This is a genomic window from Streptomyces sp. NPDC023838 (genome assembly GCF_040639555.1).
Classification (GTDB): domain Bacteria; phylum Actinomycetota; class Actinomycetes; order Streptomycetales; family Streptomycetaceae; genus Streptomyces.
On the sequence record NZ_JBFAAD010000009.1, the window covers coordinates 107910 to 128813 of the forward strand.

Here is a 20904-nt window from a genome sequence, read left to right on the forward strand (position 1 = left end):
CGCCCCGGCCCCCGGCCGCCCTCTTCGCCCTCTCCGTGACGTCAGGCCACCTTCTCCGTGAAGAGGCTGAGCCGGTGGGCCAGGGCGGCGGCCTCGCCCCGGCCCGAGACGCCCAGCTTGGCCAGGATGTTGGAGACGTGCACGCTGGCCGTCTTCGGGGAGATGTACAGCTCCTCGGCGATCTGGCGGTTGCTGTGTCCCGCGGCGACCAGGCGCAGCACGTCCTGCTCCCGGCTGGTCAGCCCGAGCGCCCCGGCCGGGTCGGCGGGCTCATCCGGGACGGCGGGCTCCGGCGCGGTCAGCGGCAGCCGGGCCCGGCGGGCCAGCAGCTCCAGCTCCTCCACGAGCGGCCGGGCCCCGAGGCGTACGGCGGCGGAGTGCGACTGCCGCAGCAGCGTGCCGACCCTCTCGCGCTGGTTGCCCTCCGCGAGCAGCGCGGCGGCCCACCGGTGGCAGACCCGGGCGAGTTCGTAGGGGCGCTCCAGGGGCTGGAGCGCGGTGGCGGCCGCCTCCCAGCGGGCGGCGCTGTCCCGGCCGTCGGCGCGGGCCAGCTCCGCCTCGACGCACAGGGCGTACGCCTTGGCGAGCGGGCTGGGGGTGGCCATCGTCCGGGCCGCCGAGCGGATCAGGTCCAGGGACTCGGCCCGGCCGGGCCCGGCGGCGGGCAGCCCGCGCAGATCGGCCTCCACGGCGGCCGCGGTGATCAGCAGCGGCCAGCCGTACCGCTGGGTGCCGGGCGGGAAGCCGCCCTCGACGGCACGGGCGAGCACGGCGCGCGCGTCGGCGAACCGGCCCTGGCCGGCCGCGACGGCGAGCTCGGCGCGGGCCACCTGCAACGCGTTCTGCGGGAGCGGGTCGCGGGCGCCGAAGTAGCCCACGGCGTCGGCGAGACGGGCTTCGGCGAGCTCCAGCTCGCCGCGGAGCAAGGACAGCTGGGCAAGGCGGAGCGCGGCGTAGCCCCGGGGCTTGCCGCCCACCCCGGAGCGCTGGACCCACTCGACGCGCTCGGCGGCCTCGTCCCAGCGGCCGAGGCTGAGCAGGGCGTCGGACTCGTTGGTCGCGGCCCAGGCCTCGTTGTCGAGGAGGCCGAACTTGCGCGAGACCCGTACGCCCTGGGCCGCGGTCCGCGCGGACTCCTGGGAACGGCCGACCGATTCGAGACTGGAGGAGAGGTTCACATGGCCACGGCCCGCCTCGGCGACGAGGCCGATCTCCAGCGAGCGGTCGATGACGCCGCGCATCAGGGCGAGGCCGCCCTCGATGTCGCCCGCGTCGACCATCAGGCCGCCCAGGGTGAGCCGGGCGTTGAGCTCGGTCTCCTCGGCGTCGACCAGCTTGGCGTACTCCACGGCCCGTTCGGCGGCGGCGAGCGACTCGGGGCCGGGCCGGTGCAGCATGCCCCAGCCCGCGGCGGTGGCCAGGACCGCCGCGTGCACGGCGGACGGCGGCAGTCCGCGCACCAGCTCCTGGGCGGTGGCGAGCTCGTCCCAGCCGTCGCCGCGCCCGAGGTTCTGCACCAGCTTGGAGAGCTCGGTCCAGAACCAGGCGGCCCGCAGCGGGTCGCTGTGGGGGGCGCCGGGCGGGGCGTCCGTCTCCTCGGCCTCGATGATCCGCAGGGCGCGCTTGGCGATCTTCACGGCGCGTTCGCGCTCACCGCAGAAGCGGGCCGCGACGGCGGCCTCGGCGAGCAGGTCGAGATAGCCGAGCGGGGTGGTGGCGGGGTCGCAGGTGTCGCAGGAGGGGTAGGCGCCCGCGTAGTCCAACGGGCGCAGGTCGGCGCGGACTTCGGCGGGGACCGAGTCCCACAGCTCCATGCCGCGTTCGAGCAGGCGCAGCTGCTCGGAGTAGGCGTGCCGCTTGCGGGCCTCGACGGCCGCGCGCAGCACCACGGGCAGCGCCTTGGCGGCGTCGTGCGCGGAGTACCAGTAGCTGGCCAGACGGGTGGCGCGCTCGTCGGCGCGGACGAGGGAGGGGTCGGCCTCCAGGGCCTGGGCGTAACGGCGGTTGAGGCGGGAGCGCTCGCCGGGCAGCAGGTCGTCGCTGACGGCCTCGCGGACCAGCGAGTGGCGGAACCGGTAGCCGTCGCCGTCCTCCGTCGGCAGCAGGATGTTGGCGCCGACGGCCGCGCGCAGGGCCGCGTTGAGGTCGTCCTCGGCGAGCCGGCAGACCGCGGCGAGCAGCGGGTGCTCCACGGTGGAGCCGCCCTCGGCGAGGATGCGGACGACGAGCTGGGCGTCCTCGGAGAGCGCCTCGACCCGTACGAGCAGCAGGTCGCGCAGGGACTCGCTGAGGCCGCCGCCGGGGACGCAGCCCGACTCGTGGCACACGCTCAGCTCCTCCACGAAGAAGGCGTTGCCGTCGGAGCGCGCGAAGATCTCGTCCACCAGCGCCTGTTCGGGTTCGACGGCGAGGATCCCGGTGAGCTGGCGGTGGACCTCGCCCCGGTTGAAGCGGGACAGCTCGATGCGCCGGACCGTGCGCAGGCGGTCGAGTTCGGCGAGCAGGGGGCGCAGGGGATGGCGGCGGTGGATGTCGTCGGCGCGGTAGGTGGCGACCACGACCAGCCGGCCGCGCCGCAGGGTGCGCAGGAGATAGGCGAGCAGATGGCGGGTGGAGGCGTCCGCCCAGTGCAGGTCTTCGAGGACCAGGACGACCGTGCGGTCGGCGGCGGTCCGCTCAAGGAGCCGTACGGTGAGCTCGAAGAGGCGGGCGGTGCCGTCCTCGCCGCTCTCCCGGCTGGCCTCGCCGAGTTCCGGCAGCAGCCGGGCCAGCTCCTCCTCCTGGCCTTCGGCGGCCGCGGCGAGCTCGTCGGGCAGCCGGCGGCGCAGGGTGCGCAGGGCGGTGGAGAACGGGGCGAAGGGCAGGCCGTCGGCGCCGATCTCGACGCAGCCGCCGACCGCGACCACGGCGCCCGCGTCGCAGGCGGCGTTGGTGAACTCCTCGATGAGCCGGGTCTTGCCCACCCCGGCCTCACCGCCCACCAGCAACGCCTGCGGCTCGCCCGCGGTGGCGCGGGCGAGCGCTTCGGTCAAGGCGGTCAGTTCACCGGCGCGGCCGACGAACACGGGGCTGAAAGACCTGGTCTCCACGGAGCCGAGCATCGCACAGCGGTCCGGTTCCGCGGCACCCGTGGGGACGGTCAAGGTCATCGCGGTTCTCGCGGGTGCTCAGGCGGCGTGCGCGAAGCGGTCGCGCAGGTCGCGCAGTTGGCTCACCCGACCTTCGCCTTCGTGCTCCGCGTTCCGCCGGGCCCGGCGGGCGACGCGGGCCTGGTGGACCAGCCGCTGGGCGGCGGCCTCGCGGAGCAGCTCGGCCTGGTTCACCTTGTACATCGTGTGCTCGAACATCTTCGGCTCCCTGGTGCCCCGGGTGGGGCTCGAGTTGGTGGTTCATCGCTTCCTGCGATGCCTCAACTCTCGCCTCCCAGGGGGTCCTGGCACATCGGGAGAGTGCCGCATCCACGCGGCGGCGGGGCCTTAGATCCGCCCGGGGCGGCCGGGCGGGATGCTTAGGCGTCCGGCGGGATGCTTAGGCATCCGGCAGGCGGCTCAGGCGTCCGGCAGGGGGCTCGGACGTCAGCTGGAAGACCGGGTGGGTGCCTTACGGGGCGGGCCGGTGCGAGAGTGGGCCGCACCCAGCCGACCCATGGAGCCGAGATGACCGACCCGTCCCCGCACCTGCCCTACGGCACCCCCGACGCCCCCCGGATCGCGGTCCGGGGCCAGGCCGTGCTCGACGTCGACCCGGAGATCGCCCGGCTCGGCGTGACGGTCACCGCGCGCGGCACCGACCGCCGTACCGCGCTGGAGGACCTCACCCGCCGCAACGCGGCCGTCCTCGACCTCGTCAAGTCGTACGGGGAGGCGGTGGAGCAGCTGGAGACGGGCTCGTTCTCGGTCAGCCCCGAACTGGGCAGGCACGGCCGGGGCGAGCGGGTGCGCGCGTACCACGGGCAGGTGCGGGTGACGGTGGAGCTCGGTGACTTCACCGCGCTCGGCGAACTCGTCTCGCGGCTGGCCTCCCTCGAACTGACCCGGGTGGACGGCCCCTGGTGGGGCCTGCGCCCGGCCTCGCCCGCGTACGGGAAGGCCCGCCGCCGGGCCGTCGAGCAGGCGGTGGAGCGCGCCCGCGAGTACGCCACCGCGCTCGGCAGCGAGCTGGTGGCGCTGCTCGAACTGGCCGACGAGGGCGCCGAGGACGCACGCCCCCATCCGGTGGCGGCGCCGGGGATGATGCGCGCGGCGGGGTACGGCGGCGGCGCGCCGGAGAGCGTCCCGGAGCTCGATCTGGAGCCTCAGCGCCAGACCGTGAGCGCCGCCGTCCTGGCCCGCTTCACGATGGCGCCCCCGGCGCTCTGAGGAGCGGCGTCAGGAGCCGGAGCCGGTCGAGGGCAGGGTCGCGAACAGGTCGAAGTACATCCCGACCGAGAGCAGCAGGCCGATCGCGCCGAGGACGAGACCGCCGAGCGCGACCGCCCGCACCCAGACGGGCTGCGGGTGGGCGTCGGGGGCGCCGAACGCGGGGCGGGCCAGGACGAACGCGCCGACGAGCAGGGCGAGCAGCGCGAAGCCGCCGTTGATGGCGGCGGTGGTGTGCCAGGAGTCGGCGTAGATCTCGTGGATCTGCGCCGAGGCGGTGCCGCCCTGGGCGGTCTTGATCTGGCCGAGCAGGGTCTCGCGCTCGGAGAGGACCTTGCCCATCCAGGTGCCGGTGAGCGAGGCGAGGCCGAGCGCCCCGGAGACGACGGCGGCGGCGCCGGCGCCGATCCCGGTGCGGAGGGGCCCGGCGGGCGGAGTGTCGTCGCCGAGGCCGTCCTCGTCGCCGTCCCGGTCGTTCTCGGCCTCGTCGGTGAGCACGTCGTCCGAGGATGCCTTCTCGGAGGAGTCCCGCGAGGCCTCAGGGGCGGCAGGGGCCTCAGGGGCGTCCGAGGCCTGCGCGGCGGTGTCGGCAGCCGTCGCCTCGGCGTCGGCTTCGTTGTCGGTCTTGGTGAGGGGGGTGGGGGTGGCAGTCATGCCGGGGACGGTAGGCGGCCTTTCTGAGAGGCGCCTTAACGGGCGGCGCGCGCCTGCCGGGCCGCCCGCCACTCGGGAGCCAGCACCGCCCAGACCTCGGTGTCCTGGCGGACGCCCCGGTACGGGTAGTTCTCCCGCAGCACCCCGTCCCGCGTCATCCCGAGCCGCTTGGCCACGTTGATGCTGGCGGTGTTGGCGGAGGCGGCCAGCCACTCCACGCGGTGGATCCCGCGCTCCACGACGGCCCAGTCGATCAGCACCCGGACCGCGCGCGTGACGAGCCCGCGCCCGACCGCCGACTCCTCCAGCCAGCAGCCGGCCTCGGCGGTGCCGAGCCGGGCGTCGAACGTACGGAAGAGGACGCCGCCGACGAGCGTGCCCTCGGACCAGATGCCGTAGAGACGCCCGGTGTCGGCGGCCGCCTTGTCCGCGTACCCCTGGAGGAACGCCCGCGACGATTCGAGGTCCTTGCTCACCTCGGCGAGCATGACGAACTGCCCGATGAAATCCCGCCCCCGGTCGATGTGCGCGAGGTACTCCTCGGCGTGGTGCGGCTCCAGTGGCCGCAGCTCGGCGCCGTCGTCCCCCAGCGATATCGCGAACATCCCGCAGCTCCCTCGTGTGTCGTCGTGTCCCGTACGGCCAGGACCCGTCCTTCCCGTACGGCCAGGGCCCGTCCGGTGGATCAGGCCCTAGGCCACGAGTTCGTCCACCGGCTCCGCCGACTCCCTCGGCCCCACCGGATCGCTCGCGCGCGGCGCGGGAATCGTCGCACGGCGGCACTCGGGCGGCTCGATGCTGATCCGGGGAAGCCGCCGGTCCAGCCAGCCGGGCAGCCACCAGTTGGCGCCGCCGAGCATGTGCATGAGGGCCGGTACGAGCAGGGTGCGCAGGACGAACGCGTCGAGGGCGACGGCCGCCGCGAGCGCGATGCCGAACATCGCGATCACCCGCTCACCGCTGAGCACGAACGCCAGGAAGACCGAAATCATGATCACGGCGGCCGAGTTGATCACCCGGCTGGTCTCGGCGAGGCCGACCCGGACCGCGCGCCGGTTGTCGCCGGTCTCCAGCCACTCCTCGTACATCCGGCTGACCAGGAAGACCTGATAGTCCATGGAGAGCCCGAAGAGCACCGAGACCATGATCACCGGCAGGAAGGGCTCGATCGGGCCGGACCGGCCCAGGCCCAGGAGCTCGCTCCCCCACCCCCACTGGAAGACGGCGACGACGATCCCGAACGCGGAGGCCACCGCCGCCACGTTCATCGCGGCGGCCTTGAGCGGGATACCGAGCGAGCGGAAGGCGAGGAGCAGCAGGACGCAGCCGAGGGTGATCACCACGCCGACGAAGAGCGGCAGCTTCCCTATGATCACACCCGCGAAGTCGTCGTAGCTCGCGGTCACCCCGCCCACGCGGACGTCGAGCGAGGTGCCCTTCGCGGCGGCCGGGAGCACCTCGTGGCGCAGCCGGTCGACCAGCGCGCTGGTGTCCTGGGACTGGGGCGCCGAGTCGGGCACCACGGTGAGGACGGCCGTGTCGCCGCTGGCGTTGTACGTCACCGGGCTGACCGAGCCGACGCCCTCACTGGAGCGCAGTACGCCGGGCAGCCGCTCCATGGCGAGCCGGTCGTCGGCGCCGTCGAGCTTCGCGGCCAGGGTGAGCGGCCCGTTGACGCCGGGCCCGAACCCGTCGGCGAGCAGGTCGTAGGCGGTGCGGGTGGTCGTCTTCGCCGGATTGTTGCCCTGGTCGGAGGTGCCCAGATGGAGCGAGAACGTGGGCAGGGCGAGCACCAGCATCACCACGGCGGCGACCGCGCCGAGCAGCTTGGGGCGGCGCTCGACGAAGGCGGACCAGCGGGCCGCGAAGCCGGTGGGCGGCTCCGGCTGCGGCCCGTGCTCGGCGAGCCGGCGCCGCTCGCGGCGGCTGAGCGCCCGCGTCCCGATGAGCGAGAGCAGCGCGGGCAGCAGCGTCACGGACGCGGCGACGGTGAGCACGACGGTCAGCGAGGCGGCGACGGCGACCCCGTTGAGGAAGCTCAGCCGCAGGATGAGCATGCCGAGCAGCGCGATGCAGACGGTCGCACCCGCGAAGACCACGGCCCGCCCGGTCGTCGCGACGGCCCGGGTCGCGGCCTCGTCGACGGAGAGCCCCTGGCGCAGGCCCCGGCGGTGCCGGGTGACGATGAACAGGGCGTAGTCGATGCCGACACCCAGACCGATGAGCAGGCCGAGCATGGGCGCGAAGTCGGCGACGGCCATGGCGTGGCCGAGCAGCCCTATGCCGGCGTACGCGGTGCCGACGGAGATCACCGCGGTGACGATGGGCAGGGTGCTGGCGGCGAGCGAGCCGAAGGCGAGGAAGAGGACGACGGCCGCGACGACGACGCCGACGATCTCGCTGAGGTGCGCGGAGCTGGTCTCGGTGAGCGCGGCGGCGCTGCCGCCGACCGCGACCTGGAGCCCGTCGGCGGAGGCGGCCCTCGCGGTGTCGACGACGGCCCGCGCCTGGCCCTTGGGGATCGCCTCGACGGCCCGGTCGAAGGTGACGGAGGCGTAGGCGGTGCGTCCGTCCGCGCTGACCTGGGCGCCACCGTCACGTCCGTACGGGCCGGTCACGGAGGCCACGCCGGGGAGCTCGGCGATCGTGCCGAGGGCCTTGGACATGCGCTGCTGTACGTCGGGGGCGCGCACGGATCCGGGGTCGGCGCGCCAGACCACCGTGTCGGTGTCACCGCCGCGGCCGCCGTGGAATCCGGCGTCGAGCAGGGCGGTGGCGCGGCCGGACTCGGTGCCGGGGACTTCGTAGTCGTTGGAGTACGCCGAGCCCGCGGCGGCGGTGGCGGCCGTGGCGCCGCCGAACGCGAGGAGCCAGAGCAGGACGGCGACGAGGCGGTGCCTGATGCACCACCGTGCGATGGCTGCCAACGAATGTGCTCCCTGGAATGGTTCGTGGATCTTTGCCCGGGAACACCGGTACGACTCGAACAGCCCGCGGCGTGAACGGCCCGCAAAGAACGCATGACCTCATGACCTCTACGCGCTGCCACTCTGACAGCGAATACTGATCGTTTGTCCGTTTCGTGGGGTTACTCACAGGGCCGTGCGGGATTACTCACCGGACGGTCGGGGCAGCGGCCCCCGCCGTCACGTGCGGCGGGTGCAGGTGACGAGCAGATCCTCGGCGCCGTCGCCCCGGAAGGCGAGGGTCAGGACGCCCTTGCGGTACCCGGCCTCGACGGCGGTGCCGATGCTCGACCAGCCGCCGGAGAGCGTGAAGAGCTCGGAGAACGACCGGGAGACCTTCTCCGGCATGCTGGTCAGCGTGAAGGCTTCCTGATCCTCGGACTCCGCGTCGCCCGTCGGGGCGTCGGTGCTCACCGAGAGAACGGCGCCGTCCAGCATCCACTGACCGGACATTCCACCCCATTGGGTGACAGACCAGTGCCCCTCGGGATTGACCGTGAGGACGCCCTGATGGTTCTGGTTCGAGCGGTAGACCCACTCGCCCTTCACGAACGCCTTCAGCGCCTGCTTGCGGGGCCCTTCCGCGGCGCCCGCGCCGGTGCACGCCGCCACGGCACTGGCCGCCGTCCCCAGCGCCAGATACCGCAGCGCCGTCCGGCGCCCGAGCACTCTCACCGCTTCTCGCCCGTCCACGCTCGGCACCCTATAGACCTTCCGGAACGAGGTCACCCGCCAGGAGGGTTTGATTCCGCGCCACCGTGGCACATGAACCGGCCCCCGCATCCAGGGATGCGGGGGCCGGTTCGTCCACGTACTACGTACGTAGTTCGCACACGTACTACGTACGCAGGAGAGCGCGCTCCGGGGCCGGAGCCTTCGGGGTCAGGGGCTCAGCCCTCGACGCCCAGCTTCTCCAGGATGAGCTCCTTGACGCGGGCCGCGTCCGCCTGGCCGCGGGTGGTCTTCATGACCGCGCCGACCAGCGCGCCGACCGCCTGCACCTTGCCGCCACGGATCTTGTCCGCGATGGCCGCGTTGCCCGCGATGGCCTCGTCCACGGCCGCGCCGAGCGCGCCCTCGTCCGAGACGACCTTCAGACCGCGCTTCTCGACGACCGCGTCCGGGTCGCCCTCGCCCGCGAGGACGCCCTCGATGACCTGGCGCGCCAGCTTGTCGTTGAGGTCACCGGAGGCCACCAGCGCCGCCACCCGGGCGACCTGCGCCGGGGTCACCGGCAGCTCGTCCAGGGCGACGCCCTGCTCGTTGGCGTTACGGGCCAGCTCGCCCATCCACCACTTGCGGGCGGCCGCGGCGTCCGCGCCCGCCTCGATGGTGGCGACGATCGGCTCGACCGCGCCCGCGTTGAGGATCGACTGCATGTCGTGCTCGCTGACGCCCCACTCCTCGCGGAGCCGGTTGCGGCGCACCCGGGGCAGCTCGGGCAACCCCTTGCGGAGCTCCTCCACCCACTCGCGGGCCGGAGCCACGGGCACGAGGTCGGGCTCCGGGAAGTACCGGTAGTCCTCCGCGTTGTCCTTGATGCGGCCCGAGGTGGTGGAGCCGTCGTCCTCGTGGAAGTGACGGGTCTCCTGCACGATCGTGCCGCCGGAGGACAGCACCGCGGCGTGGCGCTGGATCTCGAAGCGGGCCGCGCGCTCGACCGAACGCAGCGAGTTGACGTTCTTCGTCTCGCTGCGGGTGCCGAACTTCTCGGTCCCGTTGGGGCGCAGCGACAGGTTCACGTCGCAGCGCATCTGGCCCTTGTCCATCCGGGCCTCGGAGACGCCGAGGGCCCTGATGAGCTCGCGCAGCTCGGCCACGTACGCCTTGGCGACCTCCGGCGCACGCTCGCCCGCGCCCTCGATCGGCTTGGTGACGATCTCGATGAGCGGGATGCCCGCGCGGTTGTAGTCGAGCAGCGAGTGCGAGGCGCCGTGGATGCGGCCGGTGGCACCGCCGACGTGCGTCGACTTGCCGGTGTCCTCCTCCATGTGGGCGCGCTCGATCTCCACGCGGAAGATCTCGCCGTCCTCCAGCTGGACGTCCAGATAGCCGTTGAAGGCGATCGGCTCGTCGTACTGCGAGGTCTGGAAGTTCTTCGGCATGTCCGGATAGAAGTAGTTCTTCCGGGCGAAACGGCACCACTCGGCGATCTCGCAGTTCAGCGCGAGGCCGATCTTGACGGCCGACTCGACGCCGATCGCGTTGACGACCGGGAGCGAGCCGGGCAGGCCGAGGCAGGTGGGGCAGGTCTGCGAGTTGGGCTCGGCGCCCAGCTCGGTGGAGCACCCGCAGAACATCTTGGTCTTCGTACCGAGCTCGACATGGACCTCCAGGCCCATGACGGGGTCGTACGACGCGAGGGCGTCCTCGTACGAGACCAGATCAGTGACGGTCACGGTGAAACAATCCCTCTCAGCCCAGCAGGACGTCGTCGTCACCCATGCGCTTGAGTTCGCGCAGCAGGATGGCGACGCCGGTGGCGATGGCGGCGGCGGAGACGACGGCGTCGAGCAGCTGGAGCTTGTCGTGCTCGGTGCGGGCCTTCCTGGCCTGCTTGAGCACGCTGATCGCGCCGAAGGCGGTGGTGCCGATGGACAGGTACGTACCGGCCTTGGACTTCTTGAAGCCCTTGGCCTTGGTCAGTGCACTCACAGCGACGGAGCCTCCTCAAGCAGCGGGTGTCCCCACTTTTCCACGAAGGCGGCCTCGACGGCGGCTCCCACCTTGTACAGGCGGTCGTCCTTCAGGGCGGGGGCGATGATCTGCAGCCCGACCGGCAGGCCGTCCTCCGGCGCGAGGCCGCAGGGCAGCGACATGGCGGCGTTGCCCGCCATGTTGGTCGGGATGGTGCACAGGTCCGCGAGGTACATGGCCATCGGGTCGTCGGCGCGCTCGCCGATCGGGAAGGCGGTGGTCGGGGTCGTCGGGGAGACGATCACGTCGACCTGCTCGAAGGCCTTCTCGAAGTCCCGCGTGATGAGCGTGCGGACCTTCTGGGCGCTGCCGTAGTACGCGTCGTAGTAGCCGGAGCTCAGCGCGTACGTACCGAGGATGATCCGGCGCTTGACCTCGTCGCCGAAGCCCGCCTCGCGGGTGAGCGCGGTGACGTCCTCGGCCGACTTCGTGCCGTCGTCGCCGACCCGCAGGCCGTAGCGCATGGCGTCGAAGCGGGCCAGGTTGGAGGAGCACTCGCTCGGGGCGATCAGGTAGTACGCGGAGAGCGCCAGGTCGAAGGAGGGGCAGTCCAGCTCGACGATCTCGGCGCCGAGCGACTTGAGCAGCTCGACCGACTCGTTGAAGCGCTGGACGACGCCGGCCTGGTAGCCCTCGCCGGAGAACTGCTTGACGACGCCGACGCGCATCCCGGCCACCGAGCCGTTGCGCGCGGCCTCGACGACCGGCGGGACCGGCGCGTCGATGGAGGTCGAGTCGAGCGGGTCGTGCCCGGCGATGACCTCGTGCAGCAGCGCCGCGTCCAGGACCGTACGGGCGCAGGGGCCGCCCTGGTCGAGGGAGGACGAGAAGGCGACCATGCCGTAGCGGGAGACCGCGCCGTAGGTCGGCTTGACGCCGACGGTGCCGGTGACGGCGGCGGGCTGGCGGATCGATCCGCCGGTGTCCGTGCCGATGGCGAGCGGGGCCTCGTACGACGCGAGCGCCGCGGAGGAGCCGCCGCCGGAGCCGCCGGGGATCCGGGTGAGGTCCCACGGGTTGCCGGTCGGGCCGTACGCGCTGTTCTCGGTGGAGGACCCCATGGCGAACTCGTCCATGTTGGTCTTGCCGAGGATGACGACGTCGGCGGCCTTCAGACGTTTGGTGAGCGTGGCGTCGTACGGCGGGATCCAGCCTTCGAGGATCTTCGAGCCGACCGTGGTCGGGATGCCCTCGGTGGTGAAGATGTCCTTGAGCGCCAGCGGGACGCCGGCCAGCGGGCCGAGCTTCTCGCCCCGCGCGCGCTTCTCGTCGACGGCGCGGGCCTGCGCGAGCGCGCCCTCGCGGTCGACGTGCAGGAAGGCGTGCACCTTCTCGTCGACCGCGTCGATCCGGGCCAGGTGGGCCTCGGTGACCTCGACGGCCGTGAGCTCGCCGGACGCGATCTTCGAGGCGATCTCGGCGGCGGTGAGCTTGATGATGTCCGTCATGTGATTAGTCCTCCCCCAGGATCTGCGGCACCTTGAAACGCTGCTGCTCCTGGGCAGGGGCGCCGGAGAGCGCCTGCGCGGGGGTGAGCGACGGACGGACCTCGTCCGCGCGCATGACGTTGGTCAGCGGCAGCGGGTGGGAGGTCGGGGGTACGTCTTGGTCGGCGACCTCGGAGACGCGGGCGACCGCGCCGATGATGTCGTCGAGCTGTCCGGCGAAGTGGTCCAGCTCTTCGCTCTTCAGCTCCAGACGCGCCAGCCGGGCGAGGTGGGCGACCTCCTCGCGCGTAATGCCAGGCATGCAGCGATCCTCAGGGGTGAGTGTGTGTGGTTTGGGGCCGGGGCTGGTGCACGGGAGCACCAGCCCCAATCCTATGGGGCGGGGCCGCGACTCGACTAAACGGTTTGTGGGGCGGCCCCTGGCGAGGGTCCGCGCGGCCCTGGTGGCGGCCGCCCGGAACGGTCTGCCGGGGTCCGGCCCGCCCCGGCCCCGCCCCGATCCCGGGGCCTGCGGTCGTGTCCCGTTCGAGGCAGTCCGCCGTCACTGGACCGGTGTGCCCGACGGCTCTTCGGCCGCGGCGGCGGTCCTGGCCGCCGCCTCCAGGTCGGCGGGGCGCTGCCAGCCGCGTGAGCCGCGGGCGAGCAGCCAGGCGGTGGCCTCGGCGGGCGGCATCGCGGCGGCGACCAGCCAGCCCTGGACCGCGTCGCACCCCAGGTCGCGCAGCCGCTCCCAGGTCTCGTCGTCCTCGACGCCCTCGGCGACCACGAGCAGGCCGAGGGAGTGGGCGAGGTCGAGGGTGCAGCGGACGATCTCGGCGTCCTCGTTGTCGACGGCGAGCCGGCCCACGAAGGACCGGTCGATCTTGAGCTCGCTGACGGGCAGCCGGCGCAGATGCACCAGCGACGAGTACCCCGTACCGAAGTCGTCGAGGGACATCTTCACGCCGTGGCCGGTCAGGCCCGCCAGGGTGTCGGCGGCCCGCTGCGGGTCCTCCAGGAGGACGTGCTCGGTTATCTCCAGCTGGAGGGAGCCCGCCGGGACCCCGTGCCGGGCGAGCCGGGCCGCCACCGCGCCCGCGAAGCCGGGAGTGTGCACGTCGCGCGGCGACACGTTCACCGCGACCGGGACCGTGAGCCCCTGCGCCCGCCACCGGGCGACCTGGGCGAGCGCGGTCTCCAGGACGTACTCGGTCAGGTGCGGCATCAGCCCCGAGGACTCCGCGATGGCGATGAACTCGTCGGGAGGGACCCGGCCGCGCTCCGGGTGCACCCAGCGCACCAGCGCCTCAAGCCCGGCCACCTGGCCGTCGAAGCGGACCTTCGGCTGGTAGTGGAGCTCCACGTCGCCCGCGTCGAGCGCGCGCCGCAGATCGCCCAACAGGCCCAGGCGGTCCGGGGTGTTGGAGTCCCGCTTCGACTCGTACACCTCCACGCCCGTGCGGTCCCGCTTGGCCTGGTACATCGCCACGTCGGCCCGGCGCAGCAGCCCCTCCGCGTCCAGCGCGTGGTCGGGGTAGACCGCGACGCCCGCGCTGGCCTCCAGGACCAGGGTGAGCCCGTCGAGGTCGAGCGGCGAGGAGAGCTCGGCGACCAGGCCGCGGGCTATCCGCATGGTGCTGGTCGCGGAGTCCGCCACGGGCAGCAGCACGGCGAACTCGTCGCCGCCGAGCCGGGCCGCCTCGGCGCCGCGCGGCAGGGCGAGCCGCAGCCGTTCGGCTATCTGGAGGAGCAGCCGGTCCCCGGCGAGGTGTCCGAGGGTGTCGTTGACCGAACGGAACCGGTCCATGTCGATCAGGACGAGGGCGGCCCGGTTGCCGGACCCTTCGGCCTCCTCCAGGGCCGCCCAGGTGCGCTCCAGCAGCCACAGGCGGTTGGGCAGACCGGTCAGCGGGTCGCGCAGCTGCTCCTCGGCGCGGGCGCGGGCGATCCACAGGGTGGAGTCGAGGGCGATCAGTGGCACCGCGAAGAGCGGCAGCAGGACCGGCAGGGCCATCGCGACCACGCAGATCAGCGGGGCGATGCCGAGCAGGGCGACGGCGACGAGGCCCTGCCGCAGCAGCGCCGTGCGCGCGACCGTGGGCAGGCCGCCGCCGCGCGGCGCCAGCGCGTACCAGAGCAGTATCCGGGTGACCACCAGATACGTCCCGGCGGCCAGGGCCACCACGGGGGCCGAGGAGACCGTCCAGTCGGTGGGCCACCAGGGTGAGCGGACGCTGGGATGGTGGCCGAACACGGCGAGCACCAGCGCGGCCGCCCCGATGCCCAGCACGTCGACCGCGCCGTGCAGCAGGCCCTGGCGCCAGCGGTGCCGGCGGGCCGCGCCGACGAGCACCACCACCGCCATGGAGACGAGCCCGGCCGGCACCCAGCCGTACAGGAGCAGCACGGCGAGGGTGAGGGCGGCGCCGGAGCCGGTGCCGCCCCACCAGCGGTCGCGCCCAAGCGCGACCAGATGGCCCACGATGATCCCGGTGAGCACGGCCAGCGCCCAGCCCGTGGTGGAACCGGGGAAGAGGGCGCGGCCCGAGCTGAGGGCCCCGTAGAAGCCCATGGCCAGGGCGAGGGCGGCGGTCCCGAGGACGCCGGCGGTCAGCCTGGAGGAGAATCCCGCGAACCCGCGCAGCCGTGCGGCCGGGGCGGCGCTCTCGGTCGGTTTCATTCCCGTCCCTCTCACAGCCGGCGGTGCCGATGCCACGCGATGGCCCCTTTGTCATGCCACCACGACTCGGGAACTCCCCCAAGCTCCCCGTTTCAGCCGTGCACGACTGGCGCTCATCCCAACAGTAGGCCGCGGAAGGCTCTGACGGGCAGCGGTCTACAGCTCTTGCCCGAATGCCACCTGGCCACCAAGGCACGTCTGCTATGCGCTGAACGGGTGATGTCGGACCGTCCGGGAGGAGCCCTCCACTCCTCTTATTCCCCCTCACCCGCGCTCGGCACAGCTGCTTCGCGAGCCGCTTCGGGACCCTGTTCCAGCAGGACAGCGAACCCGTCCTCGTCGAGAACCGGAACTTTCAGCTGCATCGCCTTGTCGTACTTCGAACCAGGGCTGTCCCCGACGACCACGAACGACGTCTTCTTGGAAACGGAACCGGTGACCTTGGCTCCACGGCTCTGGAGCGCTTCTTTCGCGCCATCTCTGGTGTGGTTGGCCAGGGTTCCGGTCACCACGACCGTCAGCCCCTCCAGCGGACGCGGGCCCACGTCCTCGCCGGAGCCCTCTTCCTCCATGCGGACGCCCGCGGCCTTCCACTTGCGCAGGATCTCGCGGTGCCACTCCTCCTCGAACCACTGCTTGAGGGAGGCCGCGATGGTCGGGCCGACGCCCTCGACGGCCGCCAGCTCCTCCTCGGTGGCCTGTTCGATGCGCTCGACCGAGCGGAACTCGCGGGCCAGCGCCTCGGCGGCGACCGGGCCGACATGACGGATCGACAGACCGGTCAGGACGCGGGCGAGCGGGCGCTCCTTGGCGGCCGCGATGTTCTCCAGCATGGAGACCGCGTTCTTGCGCGGCTCGCCGTTCATGTTGGCGAAGACCAGGGCGACCTTCTCCTCGCCGGTCTTGGGGTCGCGCTTGGGCAGCCCGCTGTCCTGGTCCAGGACGTACGCCTTGATGGGCAGCAGCCGGTCCATGGTCAGGTCGAAGAGGTCGCCCTCGTCGAGCAGCGGCGGCTCGGCCGGCTCCAGCGGCTTGGTGAGGGCGGCCGCGGCGACATAGCCGAAGTTCTCGATGTCCAGCGACTTGCGGCCGGCGAGGTAGAAGAGCCGCTCGCGCAACTGGGCAGGGCACGACTGGGCGTTGGGGCACCGCAGGTCGATGTCGCCCTCCTTCATGGGCCGCAGCGCGGTGCCGCACTCGGGGCACTCGGCGGGCATCACGAACTCCCGCTCGGTGCCGTCCCGCAGGTCCGTGACGGGGCCCAGGATCTCCGGGATGACGTCACCGGCCTTGCGCAGCACCACCGTGTCCCCGATGAGGACGCCCTTGGCCTTGACCACGTCCTGGTTGTGCAGGGTGGCGAACTCGACCTCGGAGCCCGCCACGGTCACCGGCTCCACCTGCGCGTACGGCGTGACGCGGCCCGTGCGGCCGACGCCGACGCGGATGTTGACCAGCTTGGTGTTGACCTCCTCCGGCGCGTACTTCCAGGCGATCGCCCAGCGCGGGGCGCGCGCGGTGGAGCCGAGGCGGCCCTGGAGGGGGATCTCGTCGAGCTTGACGACGACGCCGTCGATCTCGTGCTCCACGGAGTGGCGGTTCTCCCCGAAGTACGTGATGAAGTCGCGCACTTCGTCGAGGGAGCCGACCACCTTGTTGTGCTGGGCGGTGGGCAGGCCCCACTCGCGCAGCAGCTCGTACGCGTGTGAGAGGCAGTCGATGGTGAAGCCGTCGCGCGCGCCGATGCCGTGCACCACCATGTGGAGCGGGCGGGTGGCGGTGACCTTGGGGTCCTTCTGGCGCAGCGAACCGGCCGCCGCGTTGCGCGGGTTGGCGAACGGCTTGTCTCCCGCCTTCACCAGACGCGCGTTCAGCCCCTCGAACGCCTCCATCGGGAAGTAGACCTCGCCCCGGATCTCGACCAGGTCGGGGACGCGGTCGCCCTTGAGGCGGTCGGGGATGTCCGCGATCGTGCGGACGTTGGGCGTGATGTCCTCGCCGGCGCGGCCGTCGCCCCGGGTGGCGGCGCGGGTGAGCCGCCCGTGCTCGTACGTCAGGTTGACCGCGAGGCCGTCGACCTTCAGCTCGCACAGGTAGTGGTACGCGGCGGTGCCGACGTCCTTGGCGACGCGCTCGGCCCAGGCGGCCAGCTCCTCGTCGTCGAACGCGTTGTCCAGCGACAGCATCCGTTCGCGGTGCTCCACCGAGGCGAAGTCCGTCTCGTACGCCCCCGCGACCTTCTGGGTCGGGGAGTCCGGGGTGCGCAGCTCCGGATACTCCTCCTCCAGGGCCTCCAGGCCGCGCAGCAGCTTGTCGAACTCGCCGTCGCTGATGACCGGCTGGTCCTTCACGTAGTACCGGAAGCGGTGCTCCTCGACCTGCTCGGCGAGGAGCGCGTGCTTCTCCCGTGCGTCCGCGGGCACCACGTCGTTCTGTTCGCCAGCCACTGTCATGTCCTCCCGTTTCCCGTCTTCCCCGTCACTCAGGGTTGTCCGCGAGCGATCTCGCCGCCCGGACGCAGTGGGCGAGGGCCGCGCGGGCATACGCCGGCGAGGCACCCGCGAGACCGCACGACGGGGTGACCACCACGGACTCCGCGAGAGTCCCCGGTCGCAGCCCCAGCCTGCGCCACAACGTCCTGACACCCATGACGCTACCGGCAGGGTCTGACAATGGGCCGTCGGTGCCGCCGACCACCCCGGCGAACAGCCGGGTGCCGCTCTCCACCGCCTCACCGATCACGTCGTCGTCACGCTCGGTGAGCAGGGAGAAGTCGAACGAGACGGCCGCCGCACCTGCCCGGCGCAGCAGCGCGAACGGCACGTCGGGTGCGCAGGAGTGGACGACGACGGGGCCGTCGTGCACGGCGAAGACGTCCCGCAGCGCCGACTCGACGACCTGCCGGTCGACGGCCCGGTACGTGCGGTACCCGCTGGCGGTCCTGACCTGCCCGCGCAGCACGGCGGTCAGGGACGGCTCGTCGAGCTGGAGCAGGATCCGCGCGCCCGGCACCCGGCGGCGCACGTCCGCCAGGTGGGCGCGCAGGCCCTCCGCGAGCGAGCCGGCCAGGTCGCGGGAGGCGCCCGGGTCCCCGAGCGCGGCCTCGCCGCCGCGCAGCTCCAGGGCGGCGGCGAGCGTCCACGGCCCGACCGCCTGGACCTTGAGCGGGCCCCGGTACCCCTGGGTGAACTCCTCCAGGGCGTCCAGGTCCTCGCCCAGCCAGGAGTGGGCCCGCCGGGTGTCGCGGCCCGGCCGGTCACCGAGCCGCCAGCCACTGGGCTCCACGCGCGCGTACATCTCGACGAGCAGCCCGGCGGTGCGCCCGATCATGTCGGCGCCGGGGCCGCGCGCGGGCAGTTCGGGCAGGAACGGGAAGTCACCCGCCGATCCGTCGGCCCCGATGAGGGACCCGGTGACGGTCTTGGCGGCCTCGCGCGCGTCGCCGCCGGGCATGGAGCCGACGCCGGTGGCCGCGCCCCAGGGGAAGTCGCTGACGGAGCCGTCCGAGGGGGCGGAGCTGAGGGCGTCGCTCATCGGCCCGGCCGCACTGTCAGGTCGTTGACCTCGGCGTCGCGCGGCAGGTCGATCGCCATGACGATCGTCGTCGCCACCGACTCGGGGTCGATGAACTTCGCCGGGTCGTACTCCTTGCCCTCCTGCGAGTGCACCTTGGCCTGCATGGGGCTGGCGGTGCGCCCGGGATAGACGGAGGTGACGCGCACCCCGCCGGCGTGCTCCTCCTGGCGCAGCGAGTCCGCGAGCGCCTTCAGGCCGTGCTTGGAGGCGGCGTACGCGCCCCACTCGGCGTGCGCGTTGAGCCCGGCGCCGGAGTTCACGAACAGGACGTGGCCGCGGGCCGCGCGCAGCTGGGGCAGGAAGAGGCGGGTGAGCTCGGCGGGCGAGATCAGGTTGGCGTTGAGCTGCTGGTGCCAGGTCCTGGGGCGGAGCTCGCCGACGGGGCCGAGGTCGACGACGCCCGCGATGTGCAGGAGGGAGTCGAGGTGGTCCGGCATCGGCTGCATGCCGAGCGACTTGGAGATGCGGTCCGGGTCGGCGAGGTCCGCGACGAGCGTGCGGGCGCCGGGGAAGTGCCCCGCGAGCTGCTTGGCGCGGCCGGCGTCGCGGGCCAGCAGGACGAGCTCGTCGCCCCGCTCGTGCAGTCGGCGCGCGACGGCCGCGCCGATGCCGGAGCCCGCCCCAGTGATCAGGTGTGTAGCCATACCCGCCATGCTCGCATTACTGGATGCCCGCGGACTCCTCCAGGTAGGCGAGGGCGGCGACGGCGTCCTCGGCGAAGAAGACCAGGTCGGTGAGGGGCAGCGGCAGGAAGCCCTCGGCATCCATGCGGCGGAACTGCTCCTTGAGGCCGTCGTAGAAGCCCGCCGTGTTCAGCAGCACCACGGGCTTGGTGTGCTTGCCGTGCTTCTTCAGCTCCAGGATCTCGGTGGCCTCGTCGAGGGTGCCGGTGCCGCCGACCATGATGACCACGGCGTCGGCCTTCTCCAGCAGCAGCGCCTTGCGCTCCGCGAGGTCCTTGGCGAAGACCATCTCGTCGGCGTTCGCGCGGGCGCTGACCGCCAGGAAGTCGACGGAGACGCCGACCAGCCGCCCGCCCGCCTCCTGCACGCCGTCCGCGACGACCTTCATCAGCCCGCTCTCCGAGCCGCCCCACACGAGGGTGTGGCCGCCCTTGCCGAGCAGCTCGGCGAAGTCACGGGCGGGGCCGGTGTAGCGGTCGTCGAGGTCGGCGGCAGAGAGGAAGACGCAGATGTTCATGGCTCAACCGTACGCCGGGGCACCTCCCCCACTCGAACGGGTGAACAGTGGCCCGAACGGCGAATCGGGGGAACAAGCGGTGGGCGACGGGCCGTTGAGCGGGCATGACGACGACGATGCAGACCATTCTCGCCGAGCCCACGAACGCGGCCACGCCCCCGCCGGGCCCGCCGCCGCCCTACGACCCGGATCACCGCGTCACGGCGGAGACCGCCGAGGAGGGCGCCCTGCGCGTCCGCGTGCTGTGGGGCGGGCAGGTGCTCGCCGACAGCACCCGCCCGCTGCTGGTGCGCGAGGACGGCCTGCCGGTCCGCTATTACCTGCCGCCCGAGGACGTCCGGCTGGACCTGCTGAGCGCGTCGGACACCCGAACCACGTGCCCGTACAAGGGAGTTGCCTCGTACTGGTCGCTGCCGGACGCGCCGGACATAGCCTGGTCCTACCACGAGCCGCTGGCGACCGTGACGTTGATCAAGGACCATCTGTGCTTCATAGGCACGGAGTCGGCCGGATAAGCCAGCACACCAGCACAGTGGTGGCCGTGTCGGAGGCTCAACGCTGACGGCACGGCTACCGTACGGCCCCACGCCACAGTGATAGCGCCTCCCCGGCGAACCACCGCTCCCGCTCATCGACGTCCGGCAGCGCAAGACGCACTTCACGACGGAACGGGGGGCCATGACCAGCGACCCGCACGTGACACAGCTCATGGACGAGGACGAGGTCCACCAGCGCTGGAGGCAGCTGCATCACCGCCCAATGCACCGCGATCGCCCCCGAAGGCTCGCAAACACCCCAATGTCGTCCCAGGTCCCGCACATTTACTGCTCTCGCGGAGACCCCGACCCGCGTCAACCATGGCACGGCACGTGCCGCCAGCCAGCGGTTTCCGCACTGGGTGTACCACTCTGCTATCTGACGCGCCCCTTCATCGGGTGTCCGGGGCCGAGGCAGCTCCAGCCAGCCGCGGTTGAGCCGGACCCGTCGGTCTGGGCCTTCCGGCACGATCTTCAGCCGATACCGACGGCCGAGGTAGCTGAACCCTGTCCCGCCCACCAGCTCCTTGACCGGCTCGGCGGTGCGTTCCTGCCGACGTCTCACCTCGGCCGCCAGTCGCGGCAGCCGTGAGCGCACCGCCGCTACCACCGCGGCCGGATCGACATCCGCCGGGACGGCGAACAGCACGCCCCCGTCCTCGGCGACCTCAATGCCCAGCGTGCGGCGTTTCGGCCGGACGACGACATGCCACGTCCACTCCCCCGGAACCGGGAGGGACGCGATCGCCTGCTCGACGGAAACACTCACCGGGCATTCCTACCACCCGGCTGTGACACTTCCGGCCGATG

The 20904-nt window shown here is 72.6% G+C and carries 18 protein-coding genes; 2 read left to right on the forward strand and 16 right to left on the reverse strand.

What is annotated here, in order from left to right; genetic code table 11:
* Positions 1–41 precede the first annotated feature (41 nt).
* Both AB0G17_RS14300 and AB0G17_RS14305 read right to left on the reverse strand, forming a co-directional pair.
* Positions 42–3101 (reverse strand): AAA family ATPase, encoded by a 3060-nt coding sequence (locus AB0G17_RS14300; protein ID WP_361381185.1) that lies wholly within the window; start codon positions 3099–3101, stop codon positions 42–44.
* 66 nt (positions 3102–3167) lie between these two features.
* Positions 3168–3347, reverse strand: coding sequence for a hypothetical protein (locus tag AB0G17_RS14305; RefSeq protein ID WP_361380872.1), 180 nt, complete (start codon positions 3345–3347; stop codon positions 3168–3170).
* A gap of 309 nt (positions 3348–3656) precedes the next feature.
* On the opposite strand from AB0G17_RS14305, the gene AB0G17_RS14310 reads away from it, so the two are divergent.
* Positions 3657–4358, forward strand: a complete 702-nt coding sequence (locus AB0G17_RS14310; protein ID WP_361380875.1) for an SIMPL domain-containing protein — start codon at positions 3657–3659, stop codon at positions 4356–4358.
* Positions 4359–4367: 9 nt separating this feature from the next.
* Here the strand turns inward: AB0G17_RS14310 and AB0G17_RS14315 are convergent, their stop codons facing one another.
* From AB0G17_RS14315 to AB0G17_RS14375, 13 genes are all read right to left on the reverse strand, one after another.
* Positions 4368–5012, reverse strand: coding sequence for a hypothetical protein (locus tag AB0G17_RS14315; protein ID WP_361380878.1), 645 nt, complete (start codon positions 5010–5012; stop codon positions 4368–4370).
* 35 nt (positions 5013–5047) lie between these two features.
* Positions 5048–5617 (reverse strand): GNAT family protein, encoded by a 570-nt coding sequence (locus tag AB0G17_RS14320; RefSeq protein ID WP_361380881.1) that lies wholly within the window; start codon positions 5615–5617, stop codon positions 5048–5050.
* An 87-nt stretch (positions 5618–5704) separates the two neighbouring features.
* Complete coding sequence (locus AB0G17_RS14325) at positions 5705–7939, reverse strand: MMPL family transporter (RefSeq protein ID WP_361380884.1); 2235 nt, start codon at positions 7937–7939, stop codon at positions 5705–5707.
* A gap of 219 nt (positions 7940–8158) precedes the next feature.
* Positions 8159–8671: a hypothetical protein gene (locus AB0G17_RS14330; protein WP_361380887.1), complete on the reverse strand. Its 513-nt coding sequence runs from the start codon at positions 8669–8671 to the stop codon at positions 8159–8161.
* Positions 8672–8868: 197 nt separating this feature from the next.
* Positions 8869–10377 carry an Asp-tRNA(Asn)/Glu-tRNA(Gln) amidotransferase subunit GatB gene (gene gatB / locus AB0G17_RS14335; RefSeq protein ID WP_361380890.1) on the reverse strand — a complete coding sequence of 503 codons (1509 nt, stop codon included), beginning with the start codon at positions 10375–10377 and terminating at the stop codon, positions 8869–8871.
* Between the two features lie 16 nt (positions 10378–10393).
* Entirely contained in the window at positions 10394–10633 is a 240-nt protein-coding gene (locus tag AB0G17_RS14340; RefSeq protein ID WP_361380893.1) for a hypothetical protein, read from the reverse strand.
* A complete protein-coding gene (gene gatA / locus AB0G17_RS14345; protein ID WP_361380896.1) occupies positions 10630–12123 on the reverse strand; it encodes an Asp-tRNA(Asn)/Glu-tRNA(Gln) amidotransferase subunit GatA in 1494 nt (497 codons plus the stop codon). The genes AB0G17_RS14340 and gatA overlap by 4 nt, the downstream gene beginning before the upstream one ends.
* A gap of 4 nt (positions 12124–12127) precedes the next feature.
* On the reverse strand, positions 12128–12424 hold the full coding sequence (gene gatC, locus AB0G17_RS14350; RefSeq protein WP_073772988.1) for an Asp-tRNA(Asn)/Glu-tRNA(Gln) amidotransferase subunit GatC: 297 nt from the start codon (positions 12422–12424) through the stop codon (positions 12128–12130).
* A gap of 240 nt (positions 12425–12664) precedes the next feature.
* Entirely contained in the window at positions 12665–14782 is a 2118-nt protein-coding gene (locus AB0G17_RS14355) for a bifunctional diguanylate cyclase/phosphodiesterase (protein WP_361380901.1), read from the reverse strand.
* Between the two features lie 254 nt (positions 14783–15036).
* On the reverse strand, positions 15037–17229 hold the full coding sequence (gene ligA / locus AB0G17_RS14360) for an NAD-dependent DNA ligase LigA (RefSeq protein WP_361380904.1): 2193 nt from the start codon (positions 17227–17229) through the stop codon (positions 15037–15039).
* A gap of 31 nt (positions 17230–17260) precedes the next feature.
* Entirely contained in the window at positions 17261–18316 is a 1056-nt protein-coding gene (locus tag AB0G17_RS14365; protein ID WP_361380907.1) for a methionine synthase, read from the reverse strand.
* Positions 18313–19002, reverse strand: coding sequence for an SDR family oxidoreductase (locus AB0G17_RS14370; RefSeq protein ID WP_361380910.1), 690 nt, complete (start codon positions 19000–19002; stop codon positions 18313–18315). Before AB0G17_RS14370 ends, AB0G17_RS14365 begins: the two co-directional genes overlap by 4 nt.
* A gap of 16 nt (positions 19003–19018) precedes the next feature.
* The gene (locus AB0G17_RS14375; protein WP_361380913.1) at positions 19019–19558 is read right to left on the reverse strand and encodes a TIGR00730 family Rossman fold protein; all 540 of its coding nucleotides are present in this window, start codon (positions 19556–19558) and stop codon (positions 19019–19021) included.
* A 104-nt stretch (positions 19559–19662) separates the two neighbouring features.
* Between AB0G17_RS14375 and AB0G17_RS14380 the strand changes: the two genes are divergently transcribed.
* A complete protein-coding gene (locus AB0G17_RS14380; RefSeq protein WP_361380916.1) occupies positions 19663–20073 on the forward strand; it encodes a DUF427 domain-containing protein in 411 nt (136 codons plus the stop codon).
* A gap of 55 nt (positions 20074–20128) precedes the next feature.
* On the opposite strand, the gene AB0G17_RS14385 is transcribed toward AB0G17_RS14380, so the two are convergent.
* Positions 20129–20863 (reverse strand): YgjP-like metallopeptidase domain-containing protein, encoded by a 735-nt coding sequence (locus AB0G17_RS14385; protein ID WP_361380919.1) that lies wholly within the window; start codon positions 20861–20863, stop codon positions 20129–20131.
* Between the last annotated feature and the right edge of the window lie 41 nt (positions 20864–20904).